Below are 18191 nucleotides of genomic sequence, written 5' to 3' on the forward strand. Positions count from 1 at the left end.
TTGATCGATCACCTGTCGAAACTGTTGCCGTGCCTCAGAGCTTGCCGGTTAGTTCCGGTACGGCCTTGTAGAGATCGGCGACGAGGCCGATGTCGGCGACCTGGAAGATCGGAGCGTCCTCGTCCTTGTTGATCGCGATGATGGTCTTGGAATCCTTCATCCCGGCGAGGTGCTGGATCGCACCCGAGATACCGATGGCGATGTAGACTTCCGGGGCCACGATCTTGCCCGTCTGGCCGACCTGGTAGTCGTTGGGGACGTAGCCCGCATCGACGGCGGCACGGCTGGCGCCGATGCCGGCACCCAGCTTGTCAGCCAGCGGGGTGATGATTTCCTCGAACGTGTCGGCATCCTTCAGTGCGCGGCCACCCGAAACGATGACGTTTGCGCTGGTAAGTTCGGGGCGGTCGCTCTCGGCGATTTCCTCACCCACGAAGCTCGACGTGCCAGCATCGCCCGGACCGGTTACGTCCTCTACGCTGGCAGAGCCGCCTTCGGCCTCGGCCTTGTCGAAAGCCGTGCCGCGCACGGTGATGACCAGCTTGGGATCGCTGGATTCCACCGTCGCGATGGCGTTGCCGGCATAGATCGGACGGGTGAAGGTCTTCTCGCCTTCGACCGACAGGATGTCGGACACCTGCATCACGTCGAGATGGGCTGCGACGCGCGGGGCGATATTTTTCCCGTTGGTCGTGGCGGGTGCGAGGAAGGCGTCGTAATCCGCCATGATCTTGGCCGCCAGCGGGGCCACGTTTTCGGCCAGTTGGTGCTCGTAGGCGGCATCGTCGGCCTTCAGGACCTTCGACACGCCAGCGATCTTCGCAGCAGCGTCGGCAGCACCGCCGCAGTTGGAGCCAGCGACCAGTGCAGTCACATCGCCCAGCTTCGCAGCGGCGGTCACCACAGCCAGCGTGGCATCGTTGACCGAGTTGTTGTCGTGTTCGACCAGAACCAGAGTGTTCATGTCCGTTTTCCTTTTCCTTGAGGGCTCGAGGCTCGCTTACGCGATGCCGAGCGCCTTGATCTTGGCTACCAGCGCGTCGACGTCCTCGACCTTCTCGCCAGCCTGGCGAACGGGCGGCTCGGAAACGTTCGTCGTGGTCAGGCGCAGCCCGGTATCGACACCGAAATCGGCCGGCGTCTTCGTGTCGAGCGGCTTCTTCTTCGCCTTCATGATGTTGGGCAGCGATGCGTAGCGCGGCTCGTTCAGGCGAAGGTCGGTGGTGACTATGGCCGGCAGGGTCAGCTTGACCGTCTGCAGTCCGCCATCGACTTCGCGCTTCACCGTCACGCTGTCGGCGTCGACTTCGACGGTGTTGGCAAAGGTGCCCTGGGGGCGATCCATCAGCGCGGCCAGCATCTGGCCGGTCTGGTTGCTGTCGTCGGAAATCGACTGCTTGCCCAGCATGACGATGCCGGGGTTCTCTTCCTCGGCAATCGCCTTCAGGATCTTGGCAACCGCCAGCGGTTCGACCTCGTCATCGGTTTCGACCAGGATTGCGCGGTCTGCACCCATGGCGAGCGCGGTACGCAGCGTTTCCTGCGCCTTTGCCGGGCCGATGGAGACGGCAACGATTTCCTCTGCCTTGCCGGCTTCCTTCAGGCGGATGGCTTCCTCGACGGCGATTTCGTCGAAGGGGTTCATGCTCATCTTCACGTTGGCAAGATCCACGCCGGAGCCGTCCGCTTTCACACGGGGCTTCACGTTGTAGTCGATCACCCGCTTGACGGGGACGAGGATTTTCATGTGGGTTCCTTCCTCTCGAAATTGGTGCCCCGAAACGGGGCAGGCCGCATCGGCGGCCGCTTACTTCATCGAATGATGGAACAGCGTTTGCGTTCCATTTACGTTTACGTCAAGGGCAGGGCAGGAGGCACCGCGCTGACGTAGCGGCAGGTTGCCGCATCGGGCAGCGCGGTTGGCCCCGTGACAGGCGAATCAGGCCGCCTGCTTGACCTCCGCGACGATTTTCTTCGCCGCATCGCCCAGGTCGTCGGCCGCAACGATGGGCAGGCCGGAATTGTTCAGGATGTCCTTGCCCTGGTCGACATTGGTGCCTTCGAGGCGGACGACCAGCGGCACGTCCAGTTCGACTTCCCTGGCCGCCACGACGATGCCTTCCGCAATCGTGTCGCAGCGCATGATGCCGCCGAAGATATTGACGAGGATGCCCTCGACCGCCGGGTCCTTCAGGATGATCTTGAACGCCGCGGTGACCTTCTCGGTCGTCGCGCCGCCGCCCACGTCGAGGAAGTTCGCCGGGAAGGCGCCGTTCAGCTTGATGATGTCCATCGTTGCCATGGCCAGGCCTGCGCCATTGACCATGCAGCCGATATTGCCGTCCAGCTTGATGTAGGCGAGGTCGTATTCGCTCGCTTCGACTTCGGCCGGGTCTTCCTCGGTCTCGTCGCGCATCTCTTCCACGTCCTTGTGGCGATAGAGCGCGTTGCCGTCGAAGCTCATCTTGGTGTCGAGGACGAGGAGATTGCCTTCCTTGTCTTCCACCAGCGGATTGATCTCGAGCATTTCCATGTCGAGGTCCATGAAGGCGGTGTAGAGCTGTTTCGCCAGCTTCTGGCACTGCTTGTTGGTGTCGCCCGTCAGCTTGAGCGCGAAGGCAACGGCACGGCCGTGATGGGGCATGAAGCCCTGCGCCGGGTCGATGGTGATGGTGGTGATCTTCTCGGGCGTCTCGTGCGCGACGTCCTCGATGTCCATCCCGCCTTCGGTCGACGCGATCATGGCAACCTGGCCGGTGGCGCGATCGACCAGCATCGACAGGTAGTATTCGTGTTCGATGTCGACGCCGTCGGTGACGTAGAGGCGGTTCACCTGCTTGCCCTCGTCACCGGTCTGGATGGTGACCAGCGTGTTGCCGAGCATTTCCTTCGCATTCGCTTCGACATCGTCGATGCTCTGCGACAGACGCACGCCGCCCTTGGCATCGGGGCCCAGTTCCTTGAACTTGCCCTTGCCGCGGCCGCCTGCGTGGATCTGCGCCTTCACGACATAGAGCGGCCCGGGAAGCTTCTTCGCGCCTTCGACCGCTTCTTCGACCGTCATCGCGGCGTGTCCCGTGGGAACGGCGATGCCGTATTTCGCGAGCAGTTCCTTGGCTTGGTACTCATGGATGTTCATGGGGCGCTGTGTCCTGTTGTTCTCGTCAGGGGAAGGATGGCTTTGCTGTGGGGCCTTTGCATGGATGAGCCAGCTTGAAAAGTGCCTGCGGCGCGTCCAATTGCAGCGCCAGAGATCATGATCGACCACGAACGCTTTGCCGCGATCGTCCGCGAGGCGGGCGCGATCGCCCATTCCCACTGGCCCGGTGCAGGCCATGACCTGGAGTCGTGGGAGAAAAAGCCGGGCGATCCCGTCTGCGAGGCGGACCTCGCCGTCGATCGCTTCCTGCGCCGCGAACTGGGCGCGTTGCTGCCGGCGGCCGGGTGGCTGTCCGAGGAAACGACCGATACGCCCGAGCGCCAGCAGCAGCGGCTGATCTGGCTGGTCGACCCGGTGGACGGTACGCGCGATTTCATCCGCGGTCGCAAGGGCTGGGCGGTATCCGTCGCCTTGGTCAGCGAAGGACGCCCGCTCATCGGGATGCTCAGCGCACTGGCGCGGGGGGAAGAATGGATCGCGGTGGCGGGACAGGGCTCGACCCGCAACGGACAGGTGCTGAAAGCATCGACGCGGGAGGATTTGTCCGGCGCGCGTATCCCGGCCGATTCGCTGATGAAGGAAGACCGGCTGATGGAAATGGTCGACAAGCCCAATTCCATCGCGCTGCGCGTCGCCATGGTTGCTGCCGACGAAGCGGACCTGATCGCGACGCTGCGCTGGGGGTTCGAATGGGACATAGGCGCCGCAACCCTGATCGCCCGCGAGGCAGGGGCTGCGGTCAGCGATGCGTTCGGCAGGGTCTTTGCCTATAACAAGCGCGATCCCCGCAGTTTCGGGCTGCTCGTCAGCGCCCCCGGCATTCACCGTCAGGCGGTGGACCACCTCGCCGACCGGGCGCGGATCGTGGCCGCTCGTCCCAAGGACTAGGCCGGGAATTCGCGGCGGTCATGAAAAAGGGGCCCGCATCGCTGCAGGCCCCCTTTTTCTTGCATCGGCGCGAGGCTGATCAGTTGCCCTGGGCCTGGGCCACATCGGCCTGGCTGATCGGGGTGATCTTGATTTCGACGCGGCGGTTCGCTGCGCGGCCGGCCGGGGTGTCGTTCGTCGACTTGAAGTAACGCGGATCTTCGCCGTAGCCCTGCGTCGCCATCCGGGCACGGGCCACGCCGCGAGCAGCGAGATAGTCGGCAACCGCATTCGCGCGGCGCTGCGACAGTTCGAGGTTGTAGGCGTCCGAACCGGTCGAATCGGTGAAGCCGTACACGTCGATCAGGCTGTTGGGATATTTGATCAGGCTGTTGGCGATCACGTCGAGCGTTCCCTGGAAGGCAGGCGTGATGGTTGCCGAATCGACTGCGAAGGTAACGCCATCGGGCAGGTTCACCAGGATCGCTTCCTGGTCGCCGATCTCGGTCACGTCGACGCCCGTGCCTTCGGTCATCTCGTCCAGTTCCTTGATCTGGTCGTCGAACTGCTTCCCGATGACTGCGCCCGCGCTACCGCCGATGCCGGCACCGATGATGCGCGCGGTCGAACCGCCGATCACGTCGCCCAGCAGGTAGCCAGCCGCACCGCCCAGCACGGAGCCGATCGCCGTGCGGGAAATCTTCTGCTCCCCGGTGTTGGGATCGGTAACGCAGGCCGACAGGCCCATCAGCGAGGTTGCGGCCAGCGCCGAGACGAGAATACGAGATTTCTTCATTATGGTCATTCCCCAAAAATTCGGCCCGGAAGGGCCGGCGGGCATTTCCCCGCACGTCACGATAGTGCGCGCCCACCGCGCGCTTCTCGCTATACCAACCTTGGTCGCGGTCTCCTGTTCCCGTGATGAACGGCAGGGCCATGTACCGGACAGGCTGGCGTGGCCGCACAATTGTGCTAGCGCGGGCGAACTGTGACACCCTTTCCCTGGACCGACCTGCTCATCATCGCGGGACTGATTGTGCTCAACGGCATCTTCGCGATGTCGGAACTGGCTATCGTCTCTGCCAAGCCCACGAAACTGCGGGCGAAGGCCGACAAGGGAAGCCGCGGGGCCGAGACGGCTATCGAACTGGCGGGCAATCCCGGCAAGTTTCTCTCGACCGTCCAGATCGGGATCACCCTCGTGGCCATCATCTCGGGTGCGTATTCGGGTGCGAGCCTGGGTGGCCCGGTCGGCGAACGGCTGGTCGGTCTGGGCTTGCCGGCCGACCTCGCAGACCGGGCCGGGTTTGCGCTGGTCATCGCGCTGACGACCTATTTCACGCTGGTCATCGGTGAACTCGTGCCCAAGCAGCTGGCGCTCAGGCTGGCAGTGCCCATCGCCGTCGCCATGGCCGGACCCATGCGCTGGCTGGCCATTATCGCCGCGCCTTTCGTCTGGGTCCTCGATACCTCGTCCGCCGCCATCGTTCGCCTGCTGGGTGTCCGCCCCGGCGGGCAGGCGAGCGTCACGGCGGAAGAACTGCACATGCTGTTCGCCGACGCGACCCAGACGGGTGTGCTGGAGGAAGAACAGAGCGCCATCCTGACCGGCGTCGTCCGCCTTGCCGAAAGGCCTGTGCGCGAAGTGATGACGCCGCGAACCGAACTCGACTGGCTGGACATCGACGACGACGAGGCGGCCATCGCCCTCAAGATAGCGGAGAGCCCGCATTCGCTCCTGCCTATTGCGCAGGGCTCCCCGGACAAGGTTCTGGGCGTCGTCAAGGTACGCGAAGTCCTGGCCGCGCAGCTTGCCGGGCTGCCGGTCGACTTGCAGGCCCTCTCGAAAAAGCCCGAGATCGTGCCGGACCAGCTCGACGCGCTCGATGCGCTGCGCGTGCTGCAGCAGGCGGATATCGCGATGGCGATGGTGCATGACGAATACGGGCATCTCGACGGGATCGTGACCTCGGTCGATCTCCTCACCGCCATTGTCGGGCAGTTTGCCAGCGATGTGGACCAGGGCGACATCCCGGAAATCGTCGAACGTGCCGACGGCTCCCTGCTGGTGTCGGGCGCGATGGCGGCCGATGCGCTGGCGGACAAGATCGGCATCGAATACGACGAATCGCGTGAATTCGCGACCGTGGCAGGGTTCGCGCTGGCGGTGCTGAAGCATTTCCCGCAGGAAGGCGAAAGCTTCGGCGAACAGGGCTGGACGTTCGAGATCGTCGACATGGACGGGCGCAAGATCGACAAATTGCTGGTCAGCCGCACGCCCGAATGAGGGGCGTTCATCCACCTCGCTAACCCGTCAGAGCAGAATCGTCGGACATGCTTACCGGCTGTTAACCATCCTGCGCGATACCGGTCCCCGGACAAGGGGGATATACCGATGCCGCAGACTGCCAACGCTTCTCTCGCCATTGCCGAAATGCGCGAATTTGCAAGCTTCACTGCTGCAGAGCAGCGTTACATCCGCCGCAGCCTGGATGTCGGCTTCGGCCGGTGCGACGCGTTCAAGACATGGGCACGCGACGCTGCGGAGAATGCCGGTATCCGGCGGCAATATGTGGCCTACCAAGAGCTAAAGCGGCTGCGCGAGGACATGCCTGCCGATCCCGAAGGGGACCATATCGACGGATTCATCGGGACGCTGACCCGGGTGGCGGCCTTCGACCTGTCGCAGGAAAGGATCGACGGGTTCTCCGCTTTCCGCTTCCTCTACGAACGCCTACTCGGCGCGCAGGCCCGGCCATGGCTGCCGAGCGCCTTCGTCGCCGCAGCGGCCCTGCCGCACATTCGCCCGGAACGCCGCCGGATGCTGCTGCAATCGCTCAGCGAAGCTGCCGCGACAGCACCGGGATGGTCGGAAACGGAACCCGGCTTCTATCCCGAATATGTGGAAGCGGAAGCGGCTTGACGGCAAGTTCAATTGGAAATGCAAAGTTCCCCTGTCCAGGCAGAGTTCGAGCCATATTCCTGGTGCGGGAAGATTCTCGACCATTTCGCACGAGCCGAGCAGGCTTTGGGTCGCCTATCGATTGCATTGCAGCTGCCAATCACAAATGGCTCTCTCAGTTCTTTGAACGAAGTCCGAAATCTGCTGCAAGGCTCGGGCGGTAGAAAAGCAAAAGCGCTCGACACGCGGATTGGGAGATGGTGCTCGAACCGTCCTTATCGAAACTTGCTAGCCCATGCTTCAGTCCGAATTCTGTTCGATGAAGCTGGCCAGAAATTCCTTCAGACCCGGCATCTGCCAAGAGATCTTACAGATGTGACACCGGACCGGGTATGGACAGAAGCAGAGTGCCAAGAGTTGCTGCGCCAGGTGACCAATGATGGTCGATCAATCTGCGATCATGTCGATGCTTTGCTTGCAGACAGCGCGCTGATCAAAACTGTGCGTGGACACTAACTCCGATACAATCCGTCCAGCCGGTCCTGATACCGCTCGCGTATCTTGTGGCGGCGGATTTTCATGCTGGGGGTCATTTCCTCGTTCTCGACGGCGAACGGCTCGTCCGCGAAGGTGAACTGGCGGACCTTTTCGGTGACCGACAATTCCTTGTTCACGCGGTCGACCGCTGCGCGGATCGCGGCCTTGAACTCGGGCAGGTCCTGTACCGCGCTGCAATCGAATTTCTTGCCCTGCGACTGGCACCATTCCAGCTGCCACTCGGCGTCGGGCACGATCAGGCCGACGACGTAGGGACGGCGATCGCCGCTCACCATGGCCTGTCCGATTTCCGGCTGCAGCGTCAGCATGCCCTCGATCTTCTGCGGCGCGACATTATCGCCCTTGTCGTTGACGATCATGTCCTTCTTGCGGTCGGTGATCTTGATCCGGCCTGCCTCGTCGATATGGCCGATATCACCGGTATGCAGCCACGGTTCGCCCGAGGGATCGGCGGGGTCGGGGATCAGGGTGCGCTTCGTTTCGGCCTCGTTCTGCCAGTATCCCTTCATCACCAGCTCGCCGCGGCAGAGGATTTCGCCGTCCTCGGCGATCTTCACCTCCACGCCTTTCATCGGCGGGCCGACCGTGTCCATGGCGATCCCGGCAGCCGGGCGGTTGCAGCTGATGACCGGACCGCTTTCGGTCTGGCCGTAGCCCTGCAGCATCGTCAGCCCCATCGAATCGAAAAAGATGCCGACATCGGGATTGAGCGGCGCGCCGCCTGATACCATCGCCTTGATCCGGCCGCCGAAACGGTCGCGGATCTTCGGACGCAGCGTGCGCTCGAGGATGAAGTCCATCGGCCTGTCCAGCAGCTTGGTCCGGCCTTCCGCGCGCCGTTCCCCGATCTGCAGCGCGCGGTCCATCATGTAGTTGGCAGCGCCGCCCTGCTTCGCCACCTGCTTCATGATGCGCGTGCGCAGGACTTCGAACAGGCGGGGGACGACGACCATGATGGTCGGCCTGGTTTCCTCGATATTGCTGGCGAGCTTTTCCAGCCCTTCGGCGTAATAGATCTGCGCGCCGACGCCGATCGGCAGGAATTGCCCGCCGGAATGCTCGTATGCGTGGCTGAGCGGAAGGAACGACAGGAAGCGCTCGTCTTCCTCCAGCCCGAGATCGTGCATCAGGATTTCAGCCGCGCCCACGACATTGCACAGGATAGCGCCGTGATGCTGCATGACGCCGCGCGGTGCGCCGCCCGTCCCGCTGGTGTAGATGATGCAGGCCGTCGTCTCGCGCGTGATGCCGGCAAGGCGCGCTTCGACCGCAGCGCGGGCTTCCTGTGCGTCGCCGTCCACCAGTCCGGCCCATTCGTGGCAATGCAGATTGCCACCTTGGTAGGAGCGCACGCCGTCGATCGGGATGATATGTTCGGCAATCCCTGTGCGGAAGATGGCGGGGATCAGCGGGGCCGACAGTTTCTCGTTCGACACGATGACGGCCTTCGCGCCCGAATTGTCCAGGATATGGACATGATCGCGCTCGGTATTCGTGGTGTAGGCCGGCACGGTGATGCAGCCTGCCGCCATGATGGCGAGGTCGGCGATGCACCATTCGGGCCGGTTTTCCGACACCAGCATCACACGGTCGCCCTCGGCAAGGCCGATGCGGCGCAGGTTTTCGGCCAGGACGCAGACCTGCTCGGCGACTTCGCGCCAGCTCTGGGTCTTCCACTCGCCGCCCGTCTTCCTGCCAAGGAACGGCTTGTCGCCGTTCTCGTCGGCGCGCTTGAGGAAGAGATCGACGAGATTGCTCGCCTGTTCGATATTACTCAGTTGCAAACCTGCTGCTCCTGCATCCCAAGAAGGTCCACCGTCTGCGCGGCTTTCGCGCTGGCTCTACGCTGCTGCCCGTCGGGCGACAAGCGCAGCCTATTCCGCGCCCGAAAGGCGGAGGACGGAATCGAGGCGCGGATCGTACACCGCGTCCCACCCATTGCCGGTTCGCAGGGCCCCGTTGGTCCGGTAGAGGAAATCGCTGGTCTCGATCCTCGTATGACCCAGCGCCGCCAGCTGCGGGATCGCCTCTTCCAGCCAGCTATTGTCTTCCACGATCACGCGGTCGCCAAAGCCCATGATCATCGGCTGGGCCAGCGCCTCGCGCAGGGGCAGGCCGAAATCGATTACTCCGACAATGGCTCTCGCGGTCTGGATCGGAATGGTCGGTCCGCCAGCGGCGCCGACTGCCAGGAAGGGCTTGCCGGAAGGGTCGTACACCACGGTCGGCGACATCGAACTGCGCGGCCGCTTGCCCCCTTCCACACGGTTCGCGACCGGCACGCCGCCGCGTTCGGGCGAGAAGCTGAAATCCGTCAGCTCGTTATTGAGATAGAACCCGCGATACATCAGGCCCGATCCGAAAGCGCCCTCGATGGTCGAGGTGTAACTGATCATGGTGCCGTCGGGTCCGATAGTGACGAAATGAGTCGTGCCGCTTTCCGGGTAGTGGCCACCCACGGCGCGGGCCTGCGGTGCGCCCTCGGGCGTGCCGGGTGCGAAATCCTCGCTCCGCCGCTTCGGGTCGAGAAGCAGCGAGCGCCCGGCGAGATAGGCAGGATCGACTAGCCCGGACACCGGGACGTCCACGAAATCCGCGTCGCCGGTGTAAAGCTCCCGGTCGGTATAGGCGAGCCGCTGCGATTCCAGGAACAGGTGCCATGCCTCGACAGAACGCGGGCCCATGCTGGCAAGGTCGAACCGCTCCAGCTGGCCAAGCATCTGCAGCACCGCAATCCCACCCGAAGATGGCGGGCCCATGCCGCATACCCGGTATCCGCGATAGCTCCCGCAGACGGCATCGCGCATGGCCGGTTCGTACTGTTCCACGTCGCTGGCCGTCATCGTCTGCGCCCGCGGGGTGTCCGCCGCGACATGGCGGGCAAGCCCGGCTGCGAAATCGCCGCTGTAGAAGCTGCCCGGCCCCTCCTCGGCCAGTTTCGTCAGCGTTGCCGCGAGTTCCGGCTGGCGGATCGTCGTTCCTATCGCCTTGGGCGTGCCGTCGGGTTCGAAGAAGGTCGCGCGCGCCTTCGCATCGTAGCCTGCCCGGTCGAGGCGGCCTTCCAGCACGGTGACGAGGCGCGGATTGACGACGAAGCCGTCGCGGGCGAGCCGGATGGCCGGTTCCACCAGCCGCGCCCATTCCAGCTTCCCGTGGCGTTCATGGGCCAGCTTCGCCAGGGCGACATTGCCCGGCACGCCCACGCTCAGCCCGCTGATGGTCGCCTCTTTCCCGGGAAGCGGGTTGCCCTCTGCATCGAGGAACCAGTCGGGGGTGGCGGCATGCGGCGCTTTCTCGCGCCCGTCATAGGTCACGACGTTGCCGTCCGGTGTTCCGCGCACGAAGAAGCCGCCCCCGCCAATGCCGGAGCTTTGCGGCTCGACCACTGTCAGGGCCAGCATGATGGCAATCGCGGCATCGGTCGCGCTGCCGCCGGCGGCGAGGATTTCCTCCCCGGCCGCGGTTGCGCGGAAATCGGCGGTCGCCACGACGCCCTTCGCTACCGGCGCCGCCGATTGCTCCTGCGGCTGCGGAGGGAGGGGCTGCGGCGCAGGGGACGCTTCGCCATAAGCTGCCGCGCAGGCGCTGAGCGCGAGCGGCGAGAGAGCTGTAACCAGGGCGGCGGTCAGGGTGCGTGCTTTCATGCCCGCAGGGCTATTGTGTTCCGACCGCCTCGGCAATGGTGGAAAAGCCCTCGCGCTGCACCAGCGCCTTCAGGTCCCGGTTGATCCTGCGGGCAAGGCCCGGTCCTTCATAGACCATCGCGCTGTAGAGCTGGACCATGCTGGCCCCCGCCCGGATGCGCGCCCATGCGTCCTCGGCCGAACCGATGCCTCCCACTCCGATCAGGGGTATGCGGCCGCCTGTCGCCAGGTGGAAATCGCGGACCCGCTGCAGGGCAAGGTCCCTGAGCGGTGCACCCGACAGGCCGCCTGCCTCAGCGCGGTCCGAGGACGACAGGACAGGCCGCGAAATCGTGGTGTTCGACACGATCAGCGCGGACAGCCGCGATTCCAGCGCGATGCGGGCGATGGCATCGATGTCTGCCGGTTCGAGATCGGGTGCCACTTTCAGGAAGACGGGATGCCTCGCAGGTTGTTCGTCCAGCGCTGCGAAGACAGCGTCGATCAGACCGGTCAGGGCGCTCTCGTCCTGCAAGGCGCGCAGGCCGGGCGTGTTGGGGCTGGAGATGTTGATCGTCAGGTAGTCGCCCTGCGGCGCCATCAGGCGCGCCATTCTTGCATAATCGTCGATCCGGTCGGCGGAATCCTTGTTCGCGCCGATATTGACCCCGACGATCCCGCCACGCCCTTTCCGCTTCGCAAGGCGCTGTGCCGCCTTGTCGCCGCCTGCATTGTTGAACCCCATCCGGTTGATGACGGCCCGGTCTTCCTTCAGCCGGAACAGGCGCGGCTTGGGATTGCCGGCCTGTGGGCGCGGCGTGACAGACCCGATCTCGACATGGCCGAAGCCGAGGCCCAGCAGCGCGTCGGGAACTTCCGCATCCTTGTCGTAACCGGCGGCGACCCCCACGGCATTGGGGAAATCGAGCCCGCCGACATTACAGGCCAGCACGGCATCGCGTGGGGCAGGTTTGCCCGGGGGAAGCATCGAAAGGCCCGCAATGGAAAGGCGATGGGCCTTTTCCGGGTCGAGCATGAAAATCGCGGGCCTGACGAGGGGAAACAGCATGACGGGCGCTGCTATGAAGAAGCCGGCGAACCGTGTCGAGCCGATCCTGAAGACCGCCACCGCGTGCGACGAAGCGAAGGCTCAGGACGATGTGTCGTTTCCATACAATCAAATCCAGAAGCGAATCGGTAGCACCTCGTTTGCGACCCGAAGGGCTCTAAAGCAGCGATGCTAGAGTTCTTTCCTTTCAGGGCGGCCATCGGGACGAAGTTCCGGGCCGCCTTTTTTTTGCGCCTTTTCCTCGCGGCTATACCCCATTCCGGACCGGTTTCCTGTCGTTGCCTCTGGCGCATCGCGCTTTCATGCTACACAGGTGGCGCGAAGACAGCAGAATTCAGGAGCGGGTAATGAAGGCAGTTTGGGTAATCGGCGTGGCCGGTCTGGCACTCGGGGGATGTGCGACGGTGGACGGTTACGGGGCGGATGGCACGGCGTCCGCCGCCACCGTTCAGCCCGTCGCGCCCGAAACGGCAAGCCCGGTCAACGCCTCCGCGATTGCCGCAGCGGAAAATATCGGTTCCCTGTTCGAGGCGTATGACGACGCATCGCTCGAGCTTTCGCCGCTGGGCAAGGCCTATCGCGGCATTCGCGACGAGGATTACGGCGAATGGGGCGATTTCACCGATGCGGGCGAGCGTCAGTCGTTCGAGCTGCTGCAATTCACGGCAGAGCAGATGCGCGGCAAGTTCGACGTGGATGCGTTGCCGGAGCAGGACGCCTTGTCCTATCGCCTGTTCGAAGCGGTTGAAGAACGGCGCGCATCGCTTTTCCCGTATCGCAAATACGGCTACATCTTCGACCAGATGAACGGCGCGCAAAGCCAGCTGCCGGCCTTCCTGATCAACATTCACCGCGTGACCAGCGAAAGCGATGCGCGCGATTACATCAGCCGGATCGAAGGCGTCGGCCCGGGCATGGCGGAACTGACCTCGCAGTCGCGCGAACGCGCCGATAACGGCATCATGCCGCCTGACTGGGTCTATCCCTATGTCATCTCCGATATCGAGAACCTGCTGTCCGCCGGACTGGACAATGCGATCCTGGAGGATTTCGCGGAGAAGGTGGACGAGCTGGAAATCGACGACGCGGCGAAGGCTGCGCTGATCGCGGATTCCGTCACCGCCTGGGAAAGCTCTGCCCAGCCGGCCTATGAGGGGCTGCTTGCAGAGATGAAGCGGCAGCAGGCGATCGCGCCGACCGATGACGGCATCTGGCGCTTCCCCGAAGGAGCGGCCTATTACGAGGCGCTGCTCGCCAATTATACCACCACCGATCTCTCGGCGGATGAAATCCATGCCATCGGTCTTCGCGAGGTCGATCGCATCCATGGCGAAATGCGCGCCATCATGGCAGAGGTCGGTTTCGAGGGAAGCCTGCAGGACTTCTTCGAATATACCCGCACCAACGACCGGTTCTACTACACCAGCCGCGAGGAATATCTCGCCGATGCGCAGGCTGCGATTGACAAGGTCGAGGCCGTGATGCCGCAATGGTTCGGCACGCTGCCGACCGATCCGCTGGTGATCAAGCCGGTCGAGGCGTTCCGCGAGAAAAGCGCAGGGAAAGCGTTCTACCAGCGCCCCGCGCCCGATGGATCCCGGCCGGGCACGTACTACGTGAACCTCTACAACCTGAAGGATATGTCGGCCAACGAACTGGAAGCGCTGGCCTATCACGAAGGCCTGCCGGGCCATCACCTGCAGCTTTCCATCCAGACCCAGCTCGGCGACGTGCCGCCCTTCCGCCGCTTCGGCGGGGTCACGGCTTATAGCGAGGGCTGGGGCCTCTATTCGGAAGAGCTGGGCAAGGATATGGGTTTCTACACCGATCCCTATTCCGATTTCGGCCGGCTGGGGATGGAACTGTGGCGCGCGTGCCGGCTGGTCGTCGATACCGGCATCCACCACAAGCGCTGGACGCGCGAGGAAGCGATTGCCTACCTCACCGAGAACACACCCAATCCCGATGGCGACATCCGCAAGGCGATCGAACGCTATGCCGTCTATCCGGGGCAGGCGACCGCCTACATGATCGGCAAGCTGAAGATCATGGAATTGCGCGAAATGGCCCGGACCGAACTGGGCGACGATTTCGACATTCGCGGCTTCCACGATGCCATCCTGCTCAGCGGTCCGGTGCCGCTGTCGATCATGGAAGAAAACGTCGCTGCATGGGTCGCCGGACAGAAAGACAGCTGACGGGGGCAAATTCTGGCCAGAGACGAGAAACAGGACCGGGGGGCGCCCGAAGGCAGCTCGTTCGAATTCGACTTCGCGTCCATTCCTGCGGAGCTGAAAGGCTACGTCAACACGCTGTATACCTTCCGGTTCGAGGGGGAGGCGCTGGATGACGTGATGCCGGCCTATTCGCCGCAGCTGATGCTGTTCGGGGGCGGTGCGGTCTCTTCCGATTTCCCGTCGGGCACGCAGGGGCCGGTCGAAGGCGGCTTCTTCGTTGCGCAATTGGACCAGGCGACGCCGTTCCATGTGCATGGTCCAGCGGAAATGGTGGGCGTCTCGCTCAACGTGAAGGGCTGGGCCGCGCTTACCGGGCAGCCCGTAAATCTCACGACGAACCGGATGCTGCCGCTCGCGGGCACGTTTGCGGATGGCGACGCCGCTGCGGCCGCGGCGGATATTGCCGGGCTTCTGGGGCGCGGGGATATCGACCGACCTCAGGCGGCCTCCCAAATTGCGTCGGTCCTCGGCGGCGCGTTGAGGAAACTCGATCCGGGGCATGACCAATTCATCGACCGCATGCTGGAATGGCTCGGTAATTCCTTCAATCCGGCGATCGAAGACCTGCAGGAAACCCTCCCCATGTCGCCGCGCACGGTGCAGCGGCTGGCCAACCGGTATTTCGGACGCCCCCCGATCGCCCTGGCCAAGCGTTACCGCGCGGTTCAGGCAGCGACCATGCTGTCGATGCCCGACCTGCCCGACGCGATCGTGACCGAGATCTACGATTCCTTCTACGACCAGGCCCACTTGATCAAGGATCTGCGGCGCTATACCGGCCGCACGCCGAAGCGACTCGGCGGGGATACCGAGACCCTGGGCGAAAAGACGCTCGATGTCCGGGGTTACGGCAATGCGGCCCTGTTCGACCGGATTGCGGAAGAAGAAGCAAAGGCGAAGGCGTAAGCGAAGCGCCGCGCAAATGCTAACGACTCGCAACAATGGGATTTGCGTTGAAAGCGCGGCCACCCATGCATAGGTGAAATCGGAACGAAACAGTCCGATTACCCGTTTTCACGAGCACCATGCGCCTTTCCAACCTCGCCGATTATGCCATCGTCACGATGTGCGCCGCGACCCGCCATTGCGGCGGCGGACGCGTGTCGGCGGGCGAACTGGCTCAGGAAACCGGCCTTCCGGCCCCGACCGTGCAGAAAGTCGTCAGCAAGCTGTCGGGCGCGGGATTGCTGCGCTCGGTCCGCGGGGCCGGCGGCGGGTTGCAACTGGCCCGCCCGGCGGCGGCGATTACCGTTGCCGACATCGTCGAGGCGGTCGAAGGGCCCATCGCGCTCACCGCATGCGTCGATGGATCGGACTGCGTCGTTGGCGACACCTGCGCGGTGAAGCCGCACTGGCCCACGATAAACAATGCACTGCGCGGCGCGCTGGCGGACATCCCGCTGACACAGCTTGCGCAGGCTCACCAGACAGCCACGAAAGAACTGGCATGACCGATACTCTCGACCTACAGGACCAGCCTTTACAGGACCAGGCCGCCCACGATGCCGCCGCAAAGGCCGCCGACTACGAACACGGCTGGTCGAGCGAGATCGACACCGAGTTCGCCGAGAAGGGCCTGACCGAAGACACCGTCCGGTTTATCAGCGCCAAGAAGGGCGAGCCCGAATGGATGCTCGACTGGCGGCTCAAGGCCTTCCGCCTGTGGCAGGAGATGGAGGAGCCGAACTGGGCCAAGCTCGGCTATCCGGAAATCGACTATCAGGACGCCTATTACTACGCCGCGCCGAAGAAGAAGCCGGAGCTGGAAAGCCTCGACGAACTCGATCCGGCGATCCGTGAAACCTACGAGAAACTGGGCATTCCGATTGCCGAGCAGGAAGTGCTCGCCGGGGTGAAGGGCGCGCGCAAGGTCGCGGTGGATGCGGTGTTCGACAGCGTCAGCGTCGCCACGACCTTCCGCGAGGAGCTGAGCAAGGCCGGCGTCATCTTCCTGTCGATCAGCGAGGCGATCAAGGAGCATCCCGAGCTGGTGAAGAAGTGGCTCGGCAAGGTCGTGCCGCAGCGCGACAACTATTTCGCCACGCTCAACAGCGCGGTCTTTTCCGACGGCACCTTCGTCTACATCCCCGAGGGCGTGCGCTGCCCGATGGAGCTTTCGACCTATTTCCGCATAAATGCGGAGAACACCGGCCAGTTCGAACGCACGCTGATCGTCGCCGAGAAGGGCTCTTACGTCAGCTATCTCGAAGGCTGCACCGCCCCGATGCGCGACGAGAACCAGCTTCACGCTGCTGTTGTCGAGCTGGTCGCGCTGGAAGATGCCGAGATCAAGTATTCGACCGTCCAGAACTGGTATCCCGGCGATGCCGAGGGCAAGGGCGGAATCTACAATTTCGTGACCAAACGCGCGCTGTGCCAAGGCGACCGGAGCAAGGTCAGCTGGACGCAGGTCGAAACCGGCAGCGCGGTGACGTGGAAATATCCCTCGTGCGTGCTCAACGGGCGCGACAGCGTGGGCGAATTCTACTCCGTCGCCGTCACCAACAATCACCAGCAGGCCGATACCGGGACCAAGATGATCCACAACGCGCCCGGCACGCGCAGCACGATCATTTCCAAAGGGATCAGCGCGGGCAAGTCGAACAACACCTATCGCGGCCTGGTGCGCGTCAGCCCCAATGCCGAGGGCGTGCGCAACCGCACCGAATGCGACTCGCTGCTGATCGGCGACCAGTGCGGCGCGCACACCGTGCCCTATATCGAGGTGAAGAACCCCAGCGCCCAGATCGAGCACGAGGCAACCACCAGCAAGGTGAGCGACGACCAGCTGTTCTATGCCCAGCAGCGCGGGCTGGACGAGGAAGAGGCGATGGCGCTGATCGTCAACGGCTTCGCGAAAGAGGTGCTCAAAGAGCTGCCAATGGAGTTTGCCGTCGAGGCCCAGAAGCTGCTGGCGATCTCGCTCGAGGGGAGCGTGGGGTGAGATTTTTTCTGGCCGGTTCTGCCCTGATGGGCATCGCAACCACCCTTTATTTTTGGACGGTTAGTGCTGCCATGACAGGTCACATAATTCCCGTACCGTCATATTCATCCGAGGCACTTGGCGAATTTTGGACGTGGTTCGCGATTTTCTGGGTTCCGCCTTTTTTCTCGGTATTTGCGATTTGGCTTCTGCTTCGCAATCGTAGGCTGAGTGCAAATGACTGAACGCAAGACCCTTCAGATTCGCGATTCATCCGAGACCGCCGACGCCGCGCCCGCGCTCAAGAAGAAGGGCCGTGGGTGGGAGATTTCGGAGAAGCGGCTCGATGCGCTGCATGAACGGGCGCGCGAATTGCGGCGGCATTCCTCGCCGGCGCACAAGGCGCTGGCGAAGCGTTTCACCGAGGCCGACATGGGCCCCTTCACCTTCACGCGGCATGCCGTGGTCGGCAGCGCGATCGTCGATTTCAACTGCCACAAACTCGGCATGGCGATCATCATCGACGAGCCGGACCAGAACGAAACCCTCGCCAAACGGCGCGACAAGAGTCTCGAATCCGTCGGTATCCGCGTCATGCGGATCACGGCGGAGGACATTCTCGAAAACATGGACAAGGTGCTGGAGCGCATCACGCTCGGCATGAGAATGCGGATCGGCGACCGCAAACAGGCCCGCCGCGAACACGACGCCAGGAACCCGCGCCAGACCAGGCCGCGCTACGACCGCGACGGCAATGGCCCGCCCCGTGGAGGCGCACCGCGCGGCAGGACACATGGCAGTGACCGGGGCCGTGGATGACAATCGGCGACCTCGGTGCCGGACAGACCATCC

Annotated in this window: 16 protein-coding genes; 9 read left to right on the forward strand and 7 right to left on the reverse strand. The window is 63.6% G+C overall.

Translation table 11 applies throughout. The features are described from left to right. Positions 1-34 precede the first annotated feature (34 nt). The 3 genes from PF049_02275 to sucC all read right to left on the reverse strand — a co-directional run bounded on the left by PF049_02275 (position 35) and on the right by sucC (position 3139). Positions 35-964, reverse strand: a complete 930-nt coding sequence (locus PF049_02275; GenBank protein ID WBY17012.1) for an electron transfer flavoprotein subunit alpha/FixB family protein — start codon at positions 962-964, stop codon at positions 35-37. A gap of 36 nt (positions 965-1000) precedes the next feature. Next, the gene (locus tag PF049_02280; GenBank protein ID WBY17013.1) at positions 1001-1747 is read right to left on the reverse strand and encodes an electron transfer flavoprotein subunit beta/FixA family protein; all 747 of its coding nucleotides are present in this window, start codon (positions 1745-1747) and stop codon (positions 1001-1003) included. 192 nt (positions 1748-1939) lie between these two features. Then, positions 1940-3139: an ADP-forming succinate--CoA ligase subunit beta gene (sucC, locus tag PF049_02285; GenBank protein WBY17014.1), complete on the reverse strand. Its 1200-nt coding sequence runs from the start codon at positions 3137-3139 to the stop codon at positions 1940-1942. 117 nt (positions 3140-3256) lie between these two features. Between sucC and PF049_02290 the strand changes: the two genes are divergently transcribed. Further along, complete coding sequence (locus tag PF049_02290; GenBank protein ID WBY17015.1) at positions 3257-4048, forward strand: 3'(2'),5'-bisphosphate nucleotidase CysQ; 792 nt, start codon at positions 3257-3259, stop codon at positions 4046-4048. A gap of 79 nt (positions 4049-4127) precedes the next feature. On the opposite strand, the gene PF049_02295 is transcribed toward PF049_02290, so the two are convergent. Further along, positions 4128-4823 (reverse strand): OmpA family protein, encoded by a 696-nt coding sequence (locus PF049_02295; protein ID WBY17016.1) that lies wholly within the window; start codon positions 4821-4823, stop codon positions 4128-4130. A gap of 192 nt (positions 4824-5015) precedes the next feature. Here PF049_02295 and PF049_02300 point away from each other — a divergent pair, with 192 nt between their 5' ends. From PF049_02300 to PF049_02310, 3 genes are all read left to right on the forward strand, one after another. Beyond that, positions 5016-6314 (forward strand): hemolysin family protein, encoded by a 1299-nt coding sequence (locus tag PF049_02300; protein ID WBY17017.1) that lies wholly within the window; start codon positions 5016-5018, stop codon positions 6312-6314. Positions 6315-6422: 108 nt separating this feature from the next. After that, positions 6423-6950, forward strand: a complete 528-nt coding sequence (locus PF049_02305) for a hypothetical protein (GenBank protein WBY17018.1) — start codon at positions 6423-6425, stop codon at positions 6948-6950. Positions 6951-7112: 162 nt separating this feature from the next. Next, on the forward strand, positions 7113-7445 hold the full coding sequence (locus tag PF049_02310; GenBank protein WBY17019.1) for a hypothetical protein: 333 nt from the start codon (positions 7113-7115) through the stop codon (positions 7443-7445). Here the strand turns inward: PF049_02310 and PF049_02315 are convergent. From PF049_02315 to PF049_02325, 3 genes are all read right to left on the reverse strand, one after another. Continuing rightward, the gene (locus PF049_02315) at positions 7442-9271 is read right to left on the reverse strand and encodes a long-chain fatty acid--CoA ligase (protein WBY17020.1); all 1830 of its coding nucleotides are present in this window, start codon (positions 9269-9271) and stop codon (positions 7442-7444) included. The genes PF049_02310 and PF049_02315 overlap by 4 nt on opposite strands. 90 nt (positions 9272-9361) lie before the next feature. After that, positions 9362-11131 (reverse strand): gamma-glutamyltransferase, encoded by a 1770-nt coding sequence (gene ggt / locus PF049_02320; protein WBY17021.1) that lies wholly within the window; start codon positions 11129-11131, stop codon positions 9362-9364. A 10-nt stretch (positions 11132-11141) separates the two neighbouring features. Then, the gene (locus PF049_02325; protein ID WBY17961.1) at positions 11142-12179 is read right to left on the reverse strand and encodes a quinone-dependent dihydroorotate dehydrogenase; all 1038 of its coding nucleotides are present in this window, start codon (positions 12177-12179) and stop codon (positions 11142-11144) included. A 347-nt stretch (positions 12180-12526) separates the two neighbouring features. On the opposite strand from PF049_02325, the gene PF049_02330 reads away from it, so the two are divergent. The 5 genes from PF049_02330 (at position 12527) to PF049_02350 (ending at position 18158) form a co-directional block, all read left to right on the forward strand. After that, positions 12527-14377: a DUF885 domain-containing protein gene (locus PF049_02330; protein WBY17022.1), complete on the forward strand. Its 1851-nt coding sequence runs from the start codon at positions 12527-12529 to the stop codon at positions 14375-14377. 156 nt (positions 14378-14533) lie between these two features. After that, complete coding sequence (locus PF049_02335; GenBank protein WBY17023.1) at positions 14534-15322, forward strand: AraC family transcriptional regulator; 789 nt, start codon at positions 14534-14536, stop codon at positions 15320-15322. Between the two features lie 119 nt (positions 15323-15441). After that, a complete protein-coding gene (locus PF049_02340) occupies positions 15442-15867 on the forward strand; it encodes an SUF system Fe-S cluster assembly regulator (GenBank protein ID WBY17024.1) in 426 nt (141 codons plus the stop codon). Next, on the forward strand, positions 15864-17360 hold the full coding sequence (gene sufB / locus PF049_02345) for a Fe-S cluster assembly protein SufB (GenBank protein WBY17025.1): 1497 nt from the start codon (positions 15864-15866) through the stop codon (positions 17358-17360). The genes PF049_02340 and sufB overlap by 4 nt, the downstream gene beginning before the upstream one ends. Before the next feature lie 216 nt (positions 17361-17576). Then, positions 17577-18158, forward strand: a complete 582-nt coding sequence (locus PF049_02350; protein ID WBY17026.1) for a DUF559 domain-containing protein — start codon at positions 17577-17579, stop codon at positions 18156-18158. Positions 18159-18191 lie beyond the last annotated feature (33 nt).

The sequence above is a fragment of the Erythrobacteraceae bacterium WH01K genome, assembly GCA_027941995.1.
Classification (GTDB): domain Bacteria; phylum Pseudomonadota; class Alphaproteobacteria; order Sphingomonadales; family Sphingomonadaceae; genus CAJXSN01.